This is a genomic window from uncultured Mucilaginibacter sp., from assembly GCF_913773635.1.
GTDB lineage: Bacteria > Bacteroidota > Bacteroidia > Sphingobacteriales > Sphingobacteriaceae > Mucilaginibacter.
Genome location: NZ_CAJYGQ010000005.1, coordinates 176564 through 192841, shown reverse-complemented (window position 1 = coordinate 192841; position 16278 = coordinate 176564). Strand labels below are relative to the sequence as shown.

Here is a 16278-nt window from a genome sequence, read left to right as displayed (position 1 = left end):
TCGGCTTAAACAGTAACTCAAATTCTGATAATTTGAATATGAACTTTACCAAAACCAATAACCTGTTCGGTTGGCTTACCTTTTTAATTGCTGCCGTTACCTATACGCTCACGCTTGAACCATCAACCAGTTTTTGGGATTGCGGCGAGTTTATTGCCTGTATATATCGCTTGCAGGTAGCTCACCAACCAGGTGCACCCCTGTTTACCATGATTGGCAAAGCATTTTCGCTGCTATCATTTGGTGATGTTACTAAGGTAGCTTACTGGACCAACATGGCCTCGGCCCTGTCAAGTGCTGCTACCATACTATTTCTGTTTTGGAGCATTACCATGCTTGCCAAAAAGATTTTGGTAAAGAAAGCCGAAGACCTGAACACTACCAATACCATACTCATTATTGGAGCAGGCCTGGTTGGCGCGCTGGCTTATACATTTTCAGATACTTTTTGGTTTTCGGCCGTAGAGTCAGAGGTGTATGCACAATCATCATTATGTACCGCAATTGTGTTTTGGGCAATTTTAAAGTTTGATGCACACGCAGATGAGCCGTATGCTGACCGCTGGATAATTTTCATAGCCTACATTATGGGTTTATCAATAGGCGTTCACTTGTTGAACTTATTGGTTATTCCGGTTATTGCACTTATATTTTACTTCCGCAGGGCAAAAAACGTTACAACCGCAGGTATCATATGGGCATTTGTTATTGGTATAGTTGTATTAGGTTTAGTACTATGGGGCCTTATTCAATACACCGTTAAAGGTGCAGCTTACGCCGATTTATTGTTTGTAAACCAGTTTGGTTTCAGCTTCAACAGCGGGGCAATCATATTCTACCTGTTAGTCATTGCAACGCTTATTGCAGGTATTTTCTACTCTGTAACTACATCGTTTGCTGCCCTTATTACTGCCGTTGCCTGTTTTGTTATAGCACTTACCATAAGCGGGGGCATAGCAGGCTTTATTGCTGCAGGCGTTGTATTAGCAATTTTAGAGTACGTTTTAAAAGTACGCGAAAAGCGTTACTCGTTAAATATGGTACTTATATGTACCGTGTTCATACTGTTAGGCTACAGCTCTTTTGTAATGATTGTGGTTAGAGCAAAAGCAGGCACCAACTTAAATAACAGTGATCCGCAGGATGCCTTTGCACTTAATAGCTATCTCAACCGTGATCAGTACGGCGAAACACCTTTGTTATATGGTCAGTATTTTGATGGTAAGCCCGTTGAGCAAACTGATGGTGCTACCATTTACCGCCGTGGTGCTACCAAATACGAAGTTGCAGGTAAAAAGCTTAAAACAAAATACGATCACAATACTCTGTTTCCACGCATATTTGACTCTGATGCCCGTAAGGCCGGCTTTTACCGCGACTGGCTGCAAATGAGTCCGGAGGAGACTCCAACCATGAAGCACAACCTGGGCTTCTTCTTTAGCTGGCAAATACAGCAAATGTATAACCGTTACTTTTTGTGGAACTTTTGGGGCCGCAGTAACGATATGGATGGCCAGAATGACAGCAACGGATTAGATGGTAACTGGACGAGCGGCCTTAACTTTGGCAAGCAACTACCTTACAGCGTTACCGAAAGTAAGGCTTATAACCGTTTATATGCGCTTCCGTTTATTTTGGGCGTATTGGGCTTAATTTATCACTTCACCAATGGCAAACGCGATGCCGGTGTTGTGGCCGTGCTATTCTTCTTTACCGGTTTAGCCATTGTATTATACCTTAACCAAAACCCATTGCAACCCCGCGAACGCGACTACGCTTACGTAGGTTCGTTTTATGTTTTTGCTATATGGATTGGCTTAGGCGTTTTGTTTGTTGCCGATTTGATTAGCAAAGCGTTAAACCGCAAAACAGCAGGAATTATAGCCACTACGGTTTGTTTACTGGCCGTGCCTGTTTTAATGGCTTTCCAAGAGTGGGATGATCATGACAGATCAACCAAAATGACGCCGCATGATATGGCTTGTAACTATCTTAACTCATGTGCACCTAACGCTATTTTATTTACCTATGGTGATAACGACACTTACCCATTATGGTATGCACAAGAGGTAGAAGGTGTAAGGCCTGATGTGCGCATTGTGAACCTGAGCCTATTAGGTACCGACTGGTATATACGCCAGATGAAGCAAAAAATGAATGATTCGGAGCCGCTGCCGTTAAGCATGCCTAATGAAAAATTTGCAGCAGGTATACGTGATATCATTTACTACAGCGATCAAATGGATATTAAAGACACTGTAGAATTGAAGGAAGTTTTTGACTTCATAACATCAGACAAACCTGAAGCAATGGTTGAATATGACAGCGGCACCCGCATGAATTATTTACCTACTAAACAATTCAAGCTTACTATTGATGCCGATCAGGTAATTAAGTCAGGTACTGTTCCGGCTAACCAAAAAGATCAGATAGTGCCTGCCATGGAGTGGAAGTTCAATTCAAACTATGTTACTAAAGATAACCTTGCCCTGATAGATTTATTGGCGCATAATAATTGGAAACGCCCAATTTACTTTGCGATAACCGTTGGTAACGAGAATATGATGGGACTTGACAAGTACATGCATGACGAAGGTTTTGCATATCACCTGCAACCACTTAAGCCTGATACCGCCGCTAACGCACCTGAGCCAACTAATACCCTGATTATGTACAATAACATGATGACCAAGTACAAGTGGGGTAACATGAAAACGGCTAAATACCTGGATCATGAATCAGTTACCATGTTCTTCCCAATTATACAAAAGCAATTCAACAGCATGATAGCTAACCTTCAAAAAGAAGGACACAACGATTTGGCCATAAAAGCATTGAAACGCTACGAAGAGGTAATGCCTGATAATATTCAATTTGGAGAAATTGCGTTACGCAAGTTTTACTTGGTTCAGAATGCGTATCAACTAGGGCAAACCCAATTAGCCAACAAATGGACTAACCAGTTAGATGACTTTATTAAAAACTCGCTTGACTATAACTACAACGTGCTGCAAAACAGCAACGGACAGCTTAGCCAACGCGATATACAGTTAGGCATGTACATGCTTAACGGCTTGATGCAGTTAACTGAAACCTATCATGAAACAGCGCTGAATAAAACGCTTGCAGCCCGCTTTAAAGGTTACGAAAGCAAGTTTGGCAATGTACTGGGAGGCCAGTAAAACTATAAATTATATAAACAAAAAACGCCGGGGATATTCCCGGCGTTTTTTGTTTATATAATTTGCAATTCATTTATCATCATTGCTTTTCCTTCTTCTCTTGTTTAGGCTTATCACTATCATGCGGAAAACGCTTACCTCGTTGAGCCGTGTTAGGGTTGCGGTTAAACAATGAGCAGCTGCTCAGCAGCAAAAAGCAGCTTATCGCTACGCAAAGACTTCTATTTTTCATTACTTCTTACATTCGTTACTATAATCTGCTAGTAAAGAGTAAAGCATAGTAACTAATGATTAGCGCCATTTAAAACTATCTTATAACCAAAGCAGCCGGAATAATTTCTGGCTGCTTTATTATACGTGCATAAAAGACCAATAGTTTAAAAATAATGAACTACCATATTTTTATCCTCTTGTCCTCAGGCTTATAAAGCTTATCGCCCGGTTTAATGTTGAATGCTTTGTACCATGCATCAATATTACTCAACGGACCATTTACGCGGTACATTTCAGGCGAGTGCGGGTCAACGCTTAATCGCATTCTTAATGATTCGTCGCGGCTTTTAATGCGCCATACTTGTGCGTAAGCTAAAAAGAAGCGCTGATCAGGCGTTAAACCATCTATTTTGGTATTCCCCTTGCCTTGAGGGGTATTTTTAAATGCCTGGTAAGCTATAGCCACACCACCGTTATCAGCAATGTTTTCACCTAAGGTAAGGTTACCATTTACATGCTGATTATCTAAAATTGTGTAAGCGCTATATTGAGTGGCAATGGCGGCAGTTTTTGCCTTAAATTTAGTTTCATCATTTTTGGTCCACCAAACTTTAAGATTTCCGTCTTTATCATACTGGCTGCCCTGATCATCAAAACCGTGGGTCATTTCATGGCCAATTACGGCTCCAATGGCGCCATAATTGATCGCATCATCAGCATCTTTATCAAAGAACGGGAACTGCAGTATACCAGCCGGGAAAACGATTTCGTTAAAGCTTGGGTTGTAATAAGCATTAACTGTTGGCGGCGTCATACCCCACTCTGTTTTATCAACAGTTTTGTTGATCCGGTCAATTTTTTCCTTGTAGTTATGTTTAGCTGCCGCCTGCACGTTTTTAAAAAACTCTCCCCGGTTAATATCTACATCATCATACTTTTTCCACTTATCAGGGTATCCTATTTTCTTAGTAAAAGAGTTCAGCTTATCTTCCGCTTTCTTCTTTGTTTCATCACCCATCCAGTCAAGCTTTTGTATGCGGTCGCGGTAAACATCCTGTAGGTTATTCACCAAACCAAGCATACGCTTTTTAGCATCCGCAGGAAAGTACCTCTCTACATATAACTGGCCAAGCAGTTCACCTAAATCGTCGTCAGTTTCCTGAACAATAGCTTTCCAACGCTCCTGCTGTGATTTTTGCCCGTTAAGCTTACGGCCAAAAAAGTCAAACCTTGCGTCTCTGAATGGCTTGCTTAAATAAGTAGACCAGCTGTTTAAAGCCATAAAGCTTAATTTGTTTTTCCAAACCTCAATAGGTTGTGTTTTTAGTAGCTTACCCAATGCTACATAATATTTGGGCTGGCCAACCAATATAGTATCGGTACTAAAACCCATGCGTTTGAAAACATCTTTAATATCAATTTCGGGTACCTGCTGCTGTAATTGATTTACCGTATACTTATGATAGTTTTTTACAGGGTCGCGCAGTTCAACCGGAGTTGAATGTGATTGAGCTATTTCAGTTTCAAGTTTTAATATGTCACCGGCATTTTTTGCAGCAGTAGCAGCATCTGTACCTGTAAGCGTAAACATTTTGGTTATGTAATCTACATAAGCTTTACGTATACTAACTGATGCCGAGTCGGTTTTAAAGTAGTAATCGCGGTTGGGCATACCTAAGCCTGCCTGCGAAAATTGAGCTAAGTTTTTGGTGCTGTTTTTATCATCGGGGCCAACATAAAGGCCCATCATATAGCCTCCACCCTCTTTATAGCTGTCGGCCATAAAAGCGGTTAGCTCTTTATAATCTTTTATGCTTTTAATCTTATCAAGGGTTGGCTTTAAAGGTGTGTAGCCTAATTTTTCTATAGCCACTGTATCCATACCACTGGCATACATATCAGCTACCTTTTGCTCATTGCTTCCCTTATCGTGCTCCTGCTTAGATATGTCAACCAAAATTTTGTTTAAATTTTTGAGGTTGTCATCATACAAAGTAAAAAACGAACCCCAGCCCGATTGGCTTTCCGGGATTTTAGTTTTTTTAAGCCACGAGCCACTGGCATATTCAAAAAAGTTATCGCCTGGGTTTACGGTTGTATCCATGGCCGATTTATCAAAAAACACGGTACGCTTTGGCACCTCTGCCGATTTATCCTTAGGCTGTTGATTGCAGGCAGCTACGGCCAGTGTAGGCGCAGCCAGTATTAACCATTTATTTATTTTCATAAAGTTAAAGTTTCATTAAAGATGAATAACCTCTTACAATAAAACAATAGTTGTTTAGTAATCTATATAGCTGTGGATGTTGTCAAGCCACCACACCACGCACACAATTTGTTGATAACCAACTAAATGTTAACAAATAAATCACACATACGTTACGTTTATATGAATATGTATCGCTTATTTTTATAGACCCTAAAAAGGTCATCAATAAATTTTTAACCTAACGTAAATTTTATGACCTGGAGAAAATTTAGCGGTGAAGTACTGCGCACACCCATTATTGAAGAAGTTGAGCACGCCATTGAGCGCGAAAGCGCACTTGGCAACAAACTTAAGGTTTGCATTGGTACAGACTCGCAGGTGAAAGGTGAGATAACCGACTTTGCTACCGTAATTGTATTTTTGAGGGAGCAGCGCGGTGGCTTTATGTTCATACATCAGGAGCGCACCACCAAAAAAATGAGCATCAAAGAGCGAATGTTAAATGAGGTTCAAAAATCAATTGACATTGCCTACCACCTGTGCGACTTACTTGATTTGTACGATGTTGATTTAGAAGTGCATGCCGATATTAACACCAACCCTATGTTTAAATCAAACCAGGCGCTGCACGAGGCCATGGGTTATATACTGAGCATGGGCTTTGTATTTAAAGCCAAACCCGAGGCCTTTGCCAGTTCGTATTGCGCTAACAAAATGGTGCAATAGCGCTCATTTAAATTAAATCTACTAATCTAGTGTACTTTTAACTATTTTAGTTGATTGAATAATTGAATTCACTTATGAAAAACATTTTAATGTTCCTTGTTTTAGGAATGACAGCTTTTGTTTCCAAAGCTCAGGACGCTGCAACAGATGCAACCACCCTAACCAAAATTGGGCAGCAGGTTCCAGCTTTTGAGTTTAAACTAAAAAAAGACAAAACAGCATCTATTAATGATTACAAGGGCAAAATAGTAATGTTAAACTTTTTTGCTACTTGGTGCCCGCCATGCAGGCAGGAATTTCCGCGGGTGCAAAAAGAAATATGGGAAAAATATAAAGACAATCCTAAGTTTGCTTTAATGGCATTTGCCCGGCAGGAAGGCTGGGAGAAAGTACTTCCGTTTAAAGAGAGCAACAAATACACTTTCAATATTTTACCCGATGAAAGCCGTGCCATATTCAGCTTGTTTGCAACGCAATCAATACCCCGCAATGTAATTTTGGACGAGGACGGCAAAATCATCTACCAGTCGATTGGATATTCAGATAAAGATTTCAGTGAGCTGCTGACACTGTTAGACAGCCGTTTAAAAAAACCATTACCGTAATTTACGGTTGTGGTTATGTGAAAACTTATGAACGCCGCTGGGAGCAATTTATGCCCATTAGTTTGAATGAAGCTTGGGACTTCTTTTCGTCGCCATTAAACCTCGAAAAAATCACCCCTTCTTCGATGAAGTTTATTGTTACATCGCCTTACACGCCCGATACTAAAATGTATCCGGGTATGATCATTACTTACAAAGTATCGCCCCTGTTTGGCATTAAGCTAAACTGGATGACCGAAATTACGCACGTGCAAGACAAGGTTTACTTTGTAGATGAGCAACGCTTTGGCCCTTACGCCCTATGGCATCATCAGCATCACTTTAAAGAAGTTGACGGAGGCGTACAGATGACGGATATATTAAATTACGCCATTGGATATGGCCCGGCCGGGTTAATAGCAAACCGGGTACTGGTCAAAAATAAAATTGAGGAAATATTTAACTACCGCACAAAAGCTATCGAAAAAATGTTTGGTAAAGCTTAGCTGAAGTTGAGCTAATTAAAAAGGAGGTACAAACCCAGGTACCTCCTTTTTTTATGTCATTGTTTTTGTTTATTTGCTTAATAAATCTTCGCGCAAATGAAACTCCGTTTTAACGTTCTGCCTTTAGCTCTCATACTGTTTGCCACCTTAACTGCCTCGGCGCAATTAATGCAAAAAAAAGAAACGTATACACGTGCCGATTCATTACGGGGAATGCTTACACCATTGCGTACTGCTTATGATATCAACTACTATCACCTCGATGTTAAGTTTGACATAGACAAGAAGTTTATAAGCGGTAGTAACCTTTTTAAGTTTACGGCTACCCAAAACTTCAATAAACTGCAATTTGACTTATATGCTAACCTTAAGGTTGAAAAGGTAGAATACCAAGGCAAAGAGCTGCCCTTTACCCGCGAGGCTGCAGCGGTATTTATAACGTTCCCCAAAATTGTAACCAAGGGCAGTAAGGAGGAGTTCACTGTTTACTATTCGGGCAATCCAACTATAGCCAAACGAGCGCCTTGGGATGGGGGCGTTGTTTATACTTTTGATTCATTGGGCAAACCATACGTAGCTACTGCATGCCAGGGTGCCGGTGCAAGCATTTGGTGGCCTACTAAAGATCATCAAAGTGATGAGGTTGATAGTATGCTAATAAGCATCAGCGTACCCAAGGGTTTAAAGGATGTATCAAACGGACGTTTACGTAAAGTAACAGAACTTGCCGACGGCTACACCCGCTTTGATTGGTTTGTTGCTAACCCCATAAACAACTATGATGTTGCCGCTAATATTGCCAACTACACCCATATGGAAGATAGCTACGCCGGTGAAAAAGGCAAACTCACTATTGATTACTGGGTGCTGCCTTATCATCAGCAAGCTGCCGAAAAACAATTTGGCCGCGATGTTAAACGGATGCTTAAATCATTTGAATATTGGTTTGGCCCATACCCATGGTACGAAGATGGTTACAAGCTGGTTGAAACGCCGCACCTGGGCATGGAGCATCAAAGCGCTGTGGCCTATGGCAACCGATACCGCAATGGTTATTTAGGGCGCGACCTATCGGGCACCGGTCTTGGCCTTACCTGGGATTTTATAATAGTACATGAAAGTGGTCATGAGTGGTTTGGTAACAATATCACCTCTAAAGATATTGCCGATATGTGGGTGCATGAAAGCTTTACCAATTATTCTGAATCGCTTTTTATTGAAACCTACTCGGGCAAACAGGCCGGTTTGCAGTACTTACAGGGCCTGCGCAAAATTATCCAAAATGATATACCCATTATTGGTCCGTACAATGTAAACAAAGAGGGTTCGGGCGATATGTACCCTAAGGGAGCCAATATGCTGGGCCTCATACGCACTTTGGTTAATAACGATGATAAATGGCGTGCCATATTACGTGGGTTAAATAAAACCTTCTACCATCAAACGGTTACTACGGCTCAAATTGAAAATTATATGAGCAAAGAAGCCGGTATTAACCTTGCCCCTGTTTTTGACCAGTACCTGCGCTATAAAGATATTCCAATCCTCGACCTGAAATTTGAAAACGATAAAATTTATGCTAAGTGGACAACCGACGTTAAAAATTTCAACGTACCCGTAAAGCTTGGCAAAAAGGGCGGTGAACTCTATTTTGTAAAATTGAACAACGAGTATGCACCGGTGAACTTTCCGGGGTTAACTAAGGAGAATCTGGAAATTGACACCTTTGACTATTACATTAAAGTTAACGGCCTGACAAATAACTAACAGCCACTAGCGTGGCTTAAGTAATAAGTTTGACCGGCGGTGAGCAATAAGTAGACTACAAATTAGCTACCTTTGCAGCATCTGCCTATCAGTATGTTTAAAACTACCCTTAGTAACGCCCAGGCCAACCGCTATATCCTGTTTTTTTTAGCCGGATGGACTTTACTCAACACACTGCAGGCAGCAACGCTGGGCGTTCACCCCGATGAGGCTTACTACTGGATATACTCCCGTTTTTTAGACTGGGGTTATTATGACCACCCGCCAATGGTGGCGCTCTTTATCAGAGTGGGCGACAGCCTCATTAAAACAGAATTGGGCTTACGGATGCTTACGGTTATCGCGAGTACAGTTTCGGTTTATCTACTTTGGTTAATTGCTAAGCGGTACCAAACCGATGCACGTTGGTTCATGCTTTTAATATCGGGCTTGCTTGCATTCCATATTTATGGGTTTATTACCACGCCCGATGCGCCCTTACTGCTATTCACTATCTTGTTTTACTACGTTTACCTGCAGTACCTTGAGAAAAACAACTTTGTATATGCATTGATACTATCCATAGTTATTGTGTTGATGCTTTACAGCAAATACCACGGGGTATTGGTACTGCTGCTTACACTGGTGGCTAACCCTAAACTATTTACCAGGTCATCGTTTTATTGTATACCTGTAGTAGCTGCACTACTATACTTGCCGCATATTTTATGGCAGGTAAATCATAATTATCCATCAGTAAACTATCACCTGTTTGAACGCTCTTCTGACGTTTATAGGGTATCACGTACATTTGAATTTATACCTGGCCAACTGCTTATTGCGGGGCCACTTATCGGCTGGTTTTTATTTTACTATGGTTTCAGCAAAAAACCTGTTGATGCATTTACCCGCTGTTTAACGTTTAACAGTGCAGGTATTTTTATATTTTTTTGGTTTAATACCATTAAAGGCAATGTGCAACCACACTGGACGCTGATAGGTTTTGTACCCTTAATTTTACTGGTACTTATCAGGCTGGCAAGTGTACCTCAAATACCACACTGGCTTTATAAACTGGCAATTGCCAATGCTGCGTTGGTTATTGCTTTCAGGCTGATACTTATACCGGGATTTCCGGCAATAAAAAAATTGGCTTTTTTGGAAACGTACTTTGGATACGACACCTGGGCGCAACAAATTAAGCACAAAGTGGGCAATGCCTATGTTATTATGCCGGTAGGTTTTCAATCGGCCTCCAAGTATAACTATTACACCCATAGTCTTAAAGGTTTCTCTTACGATGCATCAAACTACCGCCGCACACAATTTGACCTGTGGCCAATTGAAGACAGCATGCAAAACAAACGTGCTTTTTATACAGGCCCTATCCAACTAAACGGAGCTGAAACCGACAGCATAAAAACAGGTAAAGATATCTGGGTAGGTTTTTGGGTTGATAAGGTGCGTACCTATCAAAAAGTAGATATCAAAACAGACAGTTACAAGATTACGGCACATCCTGGTCAGGTAATTAATTTCAAACTGCAAATATCAAATCCGTATAACCGGCAGTTAAGCTTTGCTAATAATGCTTACAGTAAAGTAGAACTACTAGCGTGCTTTTACCAGGGCGATGATGGTATTTTTGAAACCGCCGGCTCAAACTTTAATGGCATTACCATTACACCTCATCAAACAGCAAATTATACCTTTGCGGCTAAAGCGCCGCTAAAAAAGGGCAAATACGAATTGATTTTCTCTATACGTACCACACCTTTTAACGGAGGGCGCAACAGTCGCGCAATCAACTTTACCGTTCAATAAACTTTATGATAAAAAAGTTCTACTTAATTATTTTCTTTTTAACAGCCGCTATTACCGCAAGGGCACAGCATAGCGTTGATGTTAACGTAAGCGGTCTTGGTTTCTTAGACAACCGTGAGTATAAAGCGTTCACCGAACGCTCGCGCACCTATTCGGGCATGCGTACCGCAATTGATTTTGGGTTAAATATAGATAGCCTTAACCATATCATTATTGGTATAAACGGCATTCATGAGTTTGGAGCAAAACCTTACTTTTTAAAGGTAGACCCGGTGGCATATTACAAATTTGAAAGCCATAAATGGTTGTTTAATGCCGGTATGTTTCCGCGTAAAGACTTACTTAGTAATTACCCACGTGCTATATTGAACGATACGCTGATGTACTACCGCCCCAACGTAGAGGGTTTGTTAACCCGCTATCAAACTGAGTACGGTTACGAAACCCTCTGGCTCGACTGGACCAGCCGTCAAACTCCTACAGACCGTGAGCAGTTTCTGTTTGGCCTGGCAGGTAAATACCTGCCAAACCCTAACGGGCCTTTCTACTTATCGCATTACTTTATGTTGTTGCATGATGCCGGGCCGGCGGTGTCTATCCCGGGCGATCATATACGCGACAATGGCGCCGCTCAAATACGTTTAGGATATAACTTTGGCAAGAAAACCATGTTTGATTCGCTCGCGGTTGAGGCCGGTGGTATGCTATCGTTAGAACGTACGCGTAGTGTTAGCGGCTTTCAAAAACCTTTAGGTTTTGTAGCCAGCTTATATGCAAGCTACCACCGTATAGCCATTTTTGATGAGTTTTATAAAGGCCAGGGCCATGATGTTACTTATGGCGATGCTTTTTACCGCAAGAAAATTTATAACCGTTTAGATATTATTTATACGCCGTTTTTGTTTAAGCACATTAAAGGGCAGTTTGTGCTAAGCCTTCACCAGTCGCCCGGTCAACTGGGTGACAGCCAGCAGGCGTTCAGGATAACGTATGATTTAGGCCGTAAAAAATTATTTAATTTTAAAGACGACAACTAAAGATATTTAACATGGCGGAAGAAACCTTGTGCGAGCACCTTACCGACATTAACGAAGTCAAAATTGGTGACCAATATGTATGCGAAGAATGTGTTAAGCAAAACGGCACATGGTTGCACCTGCGTACCTGCCAAACCTGTGGCGTAACGCTTTGCTGCGATTCATCCCCCCAAAAACACATGACCAGGCATCACTACCGTAGCGGCCACCCCGTAATGGCATCGGCCGAGCCGGATGAACGTTGGTTGTGGTGCTATGAGCACGAAATGATGAGGGAGTATTAATCTTAACTTTTATCTTCCTGCATTTTGAACAATAGAGAGAAATTTTGCTCATGTTGCAAAGCATATTCGCTTCTATCAATATTTCTTGTGTCTCGAAATGAGAAGATGATTAAAGCTCGAATTAATGCATCTTAGCGGGGATTTTCATTTCACATATAATGGTCACATTAAACCTGTATCTTTGCGCCCCAAACAACAAACCTTATTGCTAACCCGTATATATTTATTAAGAAACTATAATTATGTCTATATCATCTGATGCTGAATTAGCCGGAATGCAAAAAATAAGTGAATGTGTGGCTATGGTTTTAAAGGCCATGCGTGAGCATTGCAAAGCAGGTATGAGCACATTGGAGCTGGATGAATTTGGCGGTAAGATGCTTGAAGAAATGGGTGCAAAATCGGCACCTAAACTTACTTACGGTTTTCCTGGACATACCTGCATCAGCGTAAATAATGCGGTTGCACACGGCAAACCATCGGCAGATATTATTTTGAAAGAGGGCGATTTAATCAACATCGATGTATCGGCCGAGTTGAACGGCTTTTGGGGCGATAACGGTGGCTCCTTTGTTTTGGGGGAAGACATTAACAATCATCAGGCACTTGTTGAGGCATCCAAAGAGATATTACAATTAGCCATTAGCCAAATTAAGGGCGGTGTTAAAATAGCCGACATTGGCAAACTAATTGAAACACAGGCCGCAAAACGTGGGTTAACCGTTATTAAAAACCTTGCAGGACACGGCATAGGTTACAGTTTACACGAAGAGCCGCATGATATACTGAACTGTTACGACCGCTTTAATACCACACGCTTCCGCAAAAACAGCGTTGTGGCTATTGAAACCTTTATATCTACAAAATCAACCATTGCAGCATCAGTTGAAGGCGACGACTGGACCCTGTTTGGAAACAAAGGCGGCTTTGTTGCCCAGCACGAACATACCATCATTGTTACCGGCGACAAACCTGTAATATTAACCGAAGCCAACGGCATTTGGGATTAGATCAGCTTACAGGGTTTACTACTCAATACCTTGTCATATTGAAAGATAGTAAGCCATCTTGTTACTGGAGCAATGTTTATCAGTTAAAAGAGGATTTCTTGTTATACTCGAAATGACAAGGTGGTATATGTATCAAATTTTTGCACATCTCATGGATTTTTAAAGTTCAGGTTCAGTTGCAGCTTGCGTTAGGGATAGTAGCGTAAAACCCGCAACGCAGCGTAGCGGAGTGAGGACTTGTAGCGGATAGCCCGGGCCGCAGGCAACGCCCAAAATAAGTTATTAGGAAATTTGCTGATTGAATTATTAGTGGAGTAAAATAAGACACAAACATATTTCGCAAATGTCTTTGCTACAGCCCTAAGGACATATAAAAGCCTTGAGCAAATAAGTTATAATTAAAAACACCTTAACTGTTCAATTATAATCACATACAAGCAATTATAAACTTTTTAACTCCGGCTCTATCTCACTCAAATTCAACTATTCAGAATAAATCTAAATAGCATTTGCTCAAACCTGCGTTCCCTTTTAGGTGTTAAATTTTGTAGATTCGCGGCGTTCACTCTTTACAGAGTCCCCGAACCAAACTATTGTTCATTTTTTACCTTAAAATCAATCAAATGGCTTTTGATTTAGATATGATTAAAAAGGTTTATGAGCGTTATGGTACCCGCATTGCAGCGGCCCGTAAAGCTACCGGTAAACCTCTAACTTTAACCGAGAAAATTTTATATGCCCACCTTACTGAAGGCGATGCCCAGGCAACGTATCAGCGTGGTGTTGACTATGTAGACTTTGCACCTGACCGCGTAGCAATGCAGGATGCAACTGCGCAAATGGCTTTGTTGCAATTTATGCAAGCTGGCCGTCCGCAGGTGGCAGTACCATCAACCGTACATTGCGACCACTTAATTCAAGCGAAAATTGGTGCGGTAGAAGATTTAAATACAGCTAAAGACATTAACAGCGAAGTTTACAACTTCCTGTCATCGGTATCTGATAAATACGGTTTGGGTTTCTGGAAACCAGGCGCAGGTATTATTCACCAGGTAGTGTTAGAAAATTACGCTTTCCCGGGTGGTATGATGATTGGGACCGACTCACACACACCTAACGCAGGTGGTTTGGGTATGGTTGCCATTGGTGTTGGCGGTGCCGATGCTTGTGACGTTATGGCCGGCTTACCATGGGAGCTTAAATTCCCTAAATTATTAGGCGTTAAATTAACCGGAAAACTTTCGGGCTGGAGTTCAGCAAAAGACGTGATTTTACGTGTTGCAGGTATACTTACCGTAAAAGGTGGTACCGGTTACATTGTTGAATATTTTGGCGAAGGTGCACAATCACTTTCAGCTACCGGTAAAGGTACCATTTGTAACATGGGTGCCGAAATTGGTGCAACTACCTCAATATTTGGTTACGACGAAAAAGCCGCTGCTTACCTGCGTGGTACTGAGCGTGCTGATATTGCCGATATGGCTGATGCTATTGCCGAACACTTAACCGGCGACCCTGAGGTTTATGCTAACCCTGAGCAATACTTTGACCAGGTTATTGAAATTAACCTTAGCGAGCTTGAGCCACATATTAATGGTCCGTTTACTCCGGATTTGGCATGGCCACTTTCTAAATTTGCTACTGCCGTTAAAGAAAATGGCTGGCCAACTGCTTTAGAAGTAGGTTTGATTGGTTCATGTACCAACTCATCATACGAAGACATAAGCCGTGCTGCATCAGTAGCTAAACAAGCTACTGATAAAGGCTTAAAAACACGTGCCGAGTACACAGTAACTCCGGGTTCTGAATTAGTACGTTACACTGTTGAGCGCGATGGTTACTTAAATACTTTTGAGCAAATTGGTGGTGTGGTATTAGCTAACGCTTGTGGTCCTTGTATTGGTCAATGGTCACGTCATACTGATGATCCTACCCGTAAAAACTCAATTATCACCTCGTTTAACCGTAACTTTGCTAAACGTCAGGACGGTAACCCTAATACACACGCTTTCGTAGCCTCTCCGGAGATTGTTACTGCGTTTGCTATTGCGGGCGACTTAACTTTTAACCCTGTAACTGATACCTTAACTAACGAGGCCGGTGAGCAAGTTAAATTAGACGAGCCACTAGGTATTGAATTACCAATTAAAGGCTTTGCGGTAGAAGATGCCGGTTACCAGGCACCTGCCGAAGATGGTAGCCAGGTACAGGTTCAGGTTGATCCTAAATCTTCACGCTTGCAGCTTCTTGAGCCGTTTGCGGCATGGGAAGGTACCGACATTAAAGACCTGCGCTTGTTAATTAAAGCTAAAGGTAAATGTACTACCGACCATATTTCAATGGCTGGCCCGTGGTTAAAATTCCGCGGTCACTTAGACAACATCAGCAACAACATGCTGATTGGTGCTATCAACTACTTTAACAACACTGCCGACAGTGTTAAAAACGAACTGACCGGTGAATACGGCCCTGTACCTGCTACCCAGCGCGATTACAAAGCCAACGGTATTGGTACTATCGTAGTGGGCGACGAAAACTATGGTGAAGGTTCATCACGTGAGCACGCAGCTATGGAGCCTCGTCACTTGGGCGTTCGTGCTATCCTGGTAAAATCATTTGCCCGTATACACGAAACCAACCTTAAAAAACAAGGTATGCTAGGTTTGACCTTTGCTGATGGTGCCGATTACGATAAAGTTCAGGAAGATGACCGCATTGATATTATTGGCTTAACCGAATTTGCCCCTGGCAAACAATTAACCGTAGTATTACACCATGCTGATGGTACCGAAGATTCGTTCCCGGTTAACCATACTTATAACGCTCAGCAAATTGAGTGGTTTAAAGCTGGTGGTGCGTTAAACATCATTCGTAAACAACAAGCTGGCAACTAAGCAAGTTTATTAGTCACAAAGCTTTGTGACTTTACAAATAAAAAAAAACGCCATTGCAAATGC

At 41.6% G+C, this 16278-nt stretch carries 12 protein-coding genes; 10 read left to right on the top strand and 2 right to left on the bottom strand.

The window, feature by feature from the left end:
- The first annotated feature begins 38 nt into the window (after window positions 1-38).
- Window positions 39-3182, top strand: a complete 3144-nt coding sequence (locus tag QZ407_RS04505) for a DUF2723 domain-containing protein (RefSeq protein WP_295768022.1) — start codon at window positions 39-41, stop codon at window positions 3180-3182.
- Window positions 3183-3261: 79 nt separating this feature from the next.
- Here QZ407_RS04505 and QZ407_RS04500 read toward each other — a convergent pair whose 3' ends face one another.
- Window positions 3262-3414 (bottom strand): hypothetical protein, encoded by a 153-nt coding sequence (locus QZ407_RS04500; protein ID WP_295768019.1) that lies wholly within the window; start codon window positions 3412-3414, stop codon window positions 3262-3264.
- Window positions 3415-3573: 159 nt separating this feature from the next.
- Window positions 3574-5622 (bottom strand): M13 family metallopeptidase, encoded by a 2049-nt coding sequence (locus QZ407_RS04495; RefSeq protein ID WP_295768017.1) that lies wholly within the window; start codon window positions 5620-5622, stop codon window positions 3574-3576.
- Between the two features lie 234 nt (window positions 5623-5856).
- On the opposite strand from QZ407_RS04495, the gene QZ407_RS04490 reads away from it, so the two are divergent.
- From QZ407_RS04490 to QZ407_RS04450, 9 genes are all read left to right on the top strand, one after another.
- Window positions 5857-6330, top strand: a complete 474-nt coding sequence (locus QZ407_RS04490) for a ribonuclease H-like YkuK family protein (protein ID WP_295768015.1) — start codon at window positions 5857-5859, stop codon at window positions 6328-6330.
- 74 nt (window positions 6331-6404) lie between these two features.
- Entirely contained in the window at window positions 6405-6935 is a 531-nt protein-coding gene (locus QZ407_RS04485) for a TlpA disulfide reductase family protein (protein WP_295768013.1), read from the top strand.
- A 17-nt stretch (window positions 6936-6952) separates the two neighbouring features.
- Window positions 6953-7420, top strand: a complete 468-nt coding sequence (locus QZ407_RS04480) for an SRPBCC family protein (protein ID WP_295768012.1) — start codon at window positions 6953-6955, stop codon at window positions 7418-7420.
- Between the two features lie 96 nt (window positions 7421-7516).
- Window positions 7517-9187 carry a M1 family metallopeptidase gene (locus QZ407_RS04475; RefSeq protein ID WP_295768009.1) on the top strand — a complete coding sequence of 557 codons (1671 nt, stop codon included), beginning with the start codon at window positions 7517-7519 and terminating at the stop codon, window positions 9185-9187.
- Window positions 9188-9280: 93 nt separating this feature from the next.
- Complete coding sequence (locus QZ407_RS04470) at window positions 9281-10990, top strand: glycosyltransferase family 39 protein (RefSeq protein WP_295768007.1); 1710 nt, start codon at window positions 9281-9283, stop codon at window positions 10988-10990.
- 5 nt (window positions 10991-10995) lie between these two features.
- Window positions 10996-12027 carry a hypothetical protein gene (locus QZ407_RS04465; protein ID WP_295768005.1) on the top strand — a complete coding sequence of 344 codons (1032 nt, stop codon included), beginning with the start codon at window positions 10996-10998 and terminating at the stop codon, window positions 12025-12027.
- 11 nt (window positions 12028-12038) lie between these two features.
- Window positions 12039-12311 (top strand): UBP-type zinc finger domain-containing protein, encoded by a 273-nt coding sequence (locus QZ407_RS04460; RefSeq protein WP_295768003.1) that lies wholly within the window; start codon window positions 12039-12041, stop codon window positions 12309-12311.
- Between the two features lie 242 nt (window positions 12312-12553).
- The gene (gene map, locus QZ407_RS04455; protein ID WP_295768001.1) at window positions 12554-13321 is read left to right on the top strand and encodes a type I methionyl aminopeptidase; all 768 of its coding nucleotides are present in this window, start codon (window positions 12554-12556) and stop codon (window positions 13319-13321) included.
- 623 nt (window positions 13322-13944) lie between these two features.
- Window positions 13945-16215, top strand: a complete 2271-nt coding sequence (locus tag QZ407_RS04450) for an aconitate hydratase (RefSeq protein ID WP_295767999.1) — start codon at window positions 13945-13947, stop codon at window positions 16213-16215.
- Window positions 16216-16278 lie beyond the last annotated feature (63 nt).

What these genes read in the sequence shown, in the direction of transcription:
- QZ407_RS04495 (WP_295768017.1), bottom strand. Translation starts at nt 5,622, where the DNA reads ATGAAAATAAATAAATGGTTAATACTGGCTGCGCCTACACTGGCCGTA.
- map (WP_295768001.1), top strand. Translation starts at nt 12,554, where the DNA reads ATGTCTATATCATCTGATGCTGAATTAGCCGGAATGCAAAAAATAAGT.
- QZ407_RS04485 (WP_295768013.1), top strand. Translation starts at nt 6,405, where the DNA reads ATGAAAAACATTTTAATGTTCCTTGTTTTAGGAATGACAGCTTTTGTT.
- QZ407_RS04505 (WP_295768022.1), top strand. Translation starts at nt 39, where the DNA reads ATGAACTTTACCAAAACCAATAACCTGTTCGGTTGGCTTACCTTTTTA.
- QZ407_RS04490 (WP_295768015.1), top strand. Translation starts at nt 5,857, where the DNA reads ATGACCTGGAGAAAATTTAGCGGTGAAGTACTGCGCACACCCATTATT.
- QZ407_RS04470 (WP_295768007.1), top strand. Translation starts at nt 9,281, where the DNA reads ATGTTTAAAACTACCCTTAGTAACGCCCAGGCCAACCGCTATATCCTG.
- QZ407_RS04450 (WP_295767999.1), top strand. Translation starts at nt 13,945, where the DNA reads ATGGCTTTTGATTTAGATATGATTAAAAAGGTTTATGAGCGTTATGGT.
- QZ407_RS04460 (WP_295768003.1), top strand. Translation starts at nt 12,039, where the DNA reads ATGGCGGAAGAAACCTTGTGCGAGCACCTTACCGACATTAACGAAGTC.
- QZ407_RS04500 (WP_295768019.1), bottom strand. Translation starts at nt 3,414, where the DNA reads ATGAAAAATAGAAGTCTTTGCGTAGCGATAAGCTGCTTTTTGCTGCTG.
- QZ407_RS04475 (WP_295768009.1), top strand. Translation starts at nt 7,517, where the DNA reads ATGAAACTCCGTTTTAACGTTCTGCCTTTAGCTCTCATACTGTTTGCC.
- QZ407_RS04465 (WP_295768005.1), top strand. Translation starts at nt 10,996, where the DNA reads ATGATAAAAAAGTTCTACTTAATTATTTTCTTTTTAACAGCCGCTATT.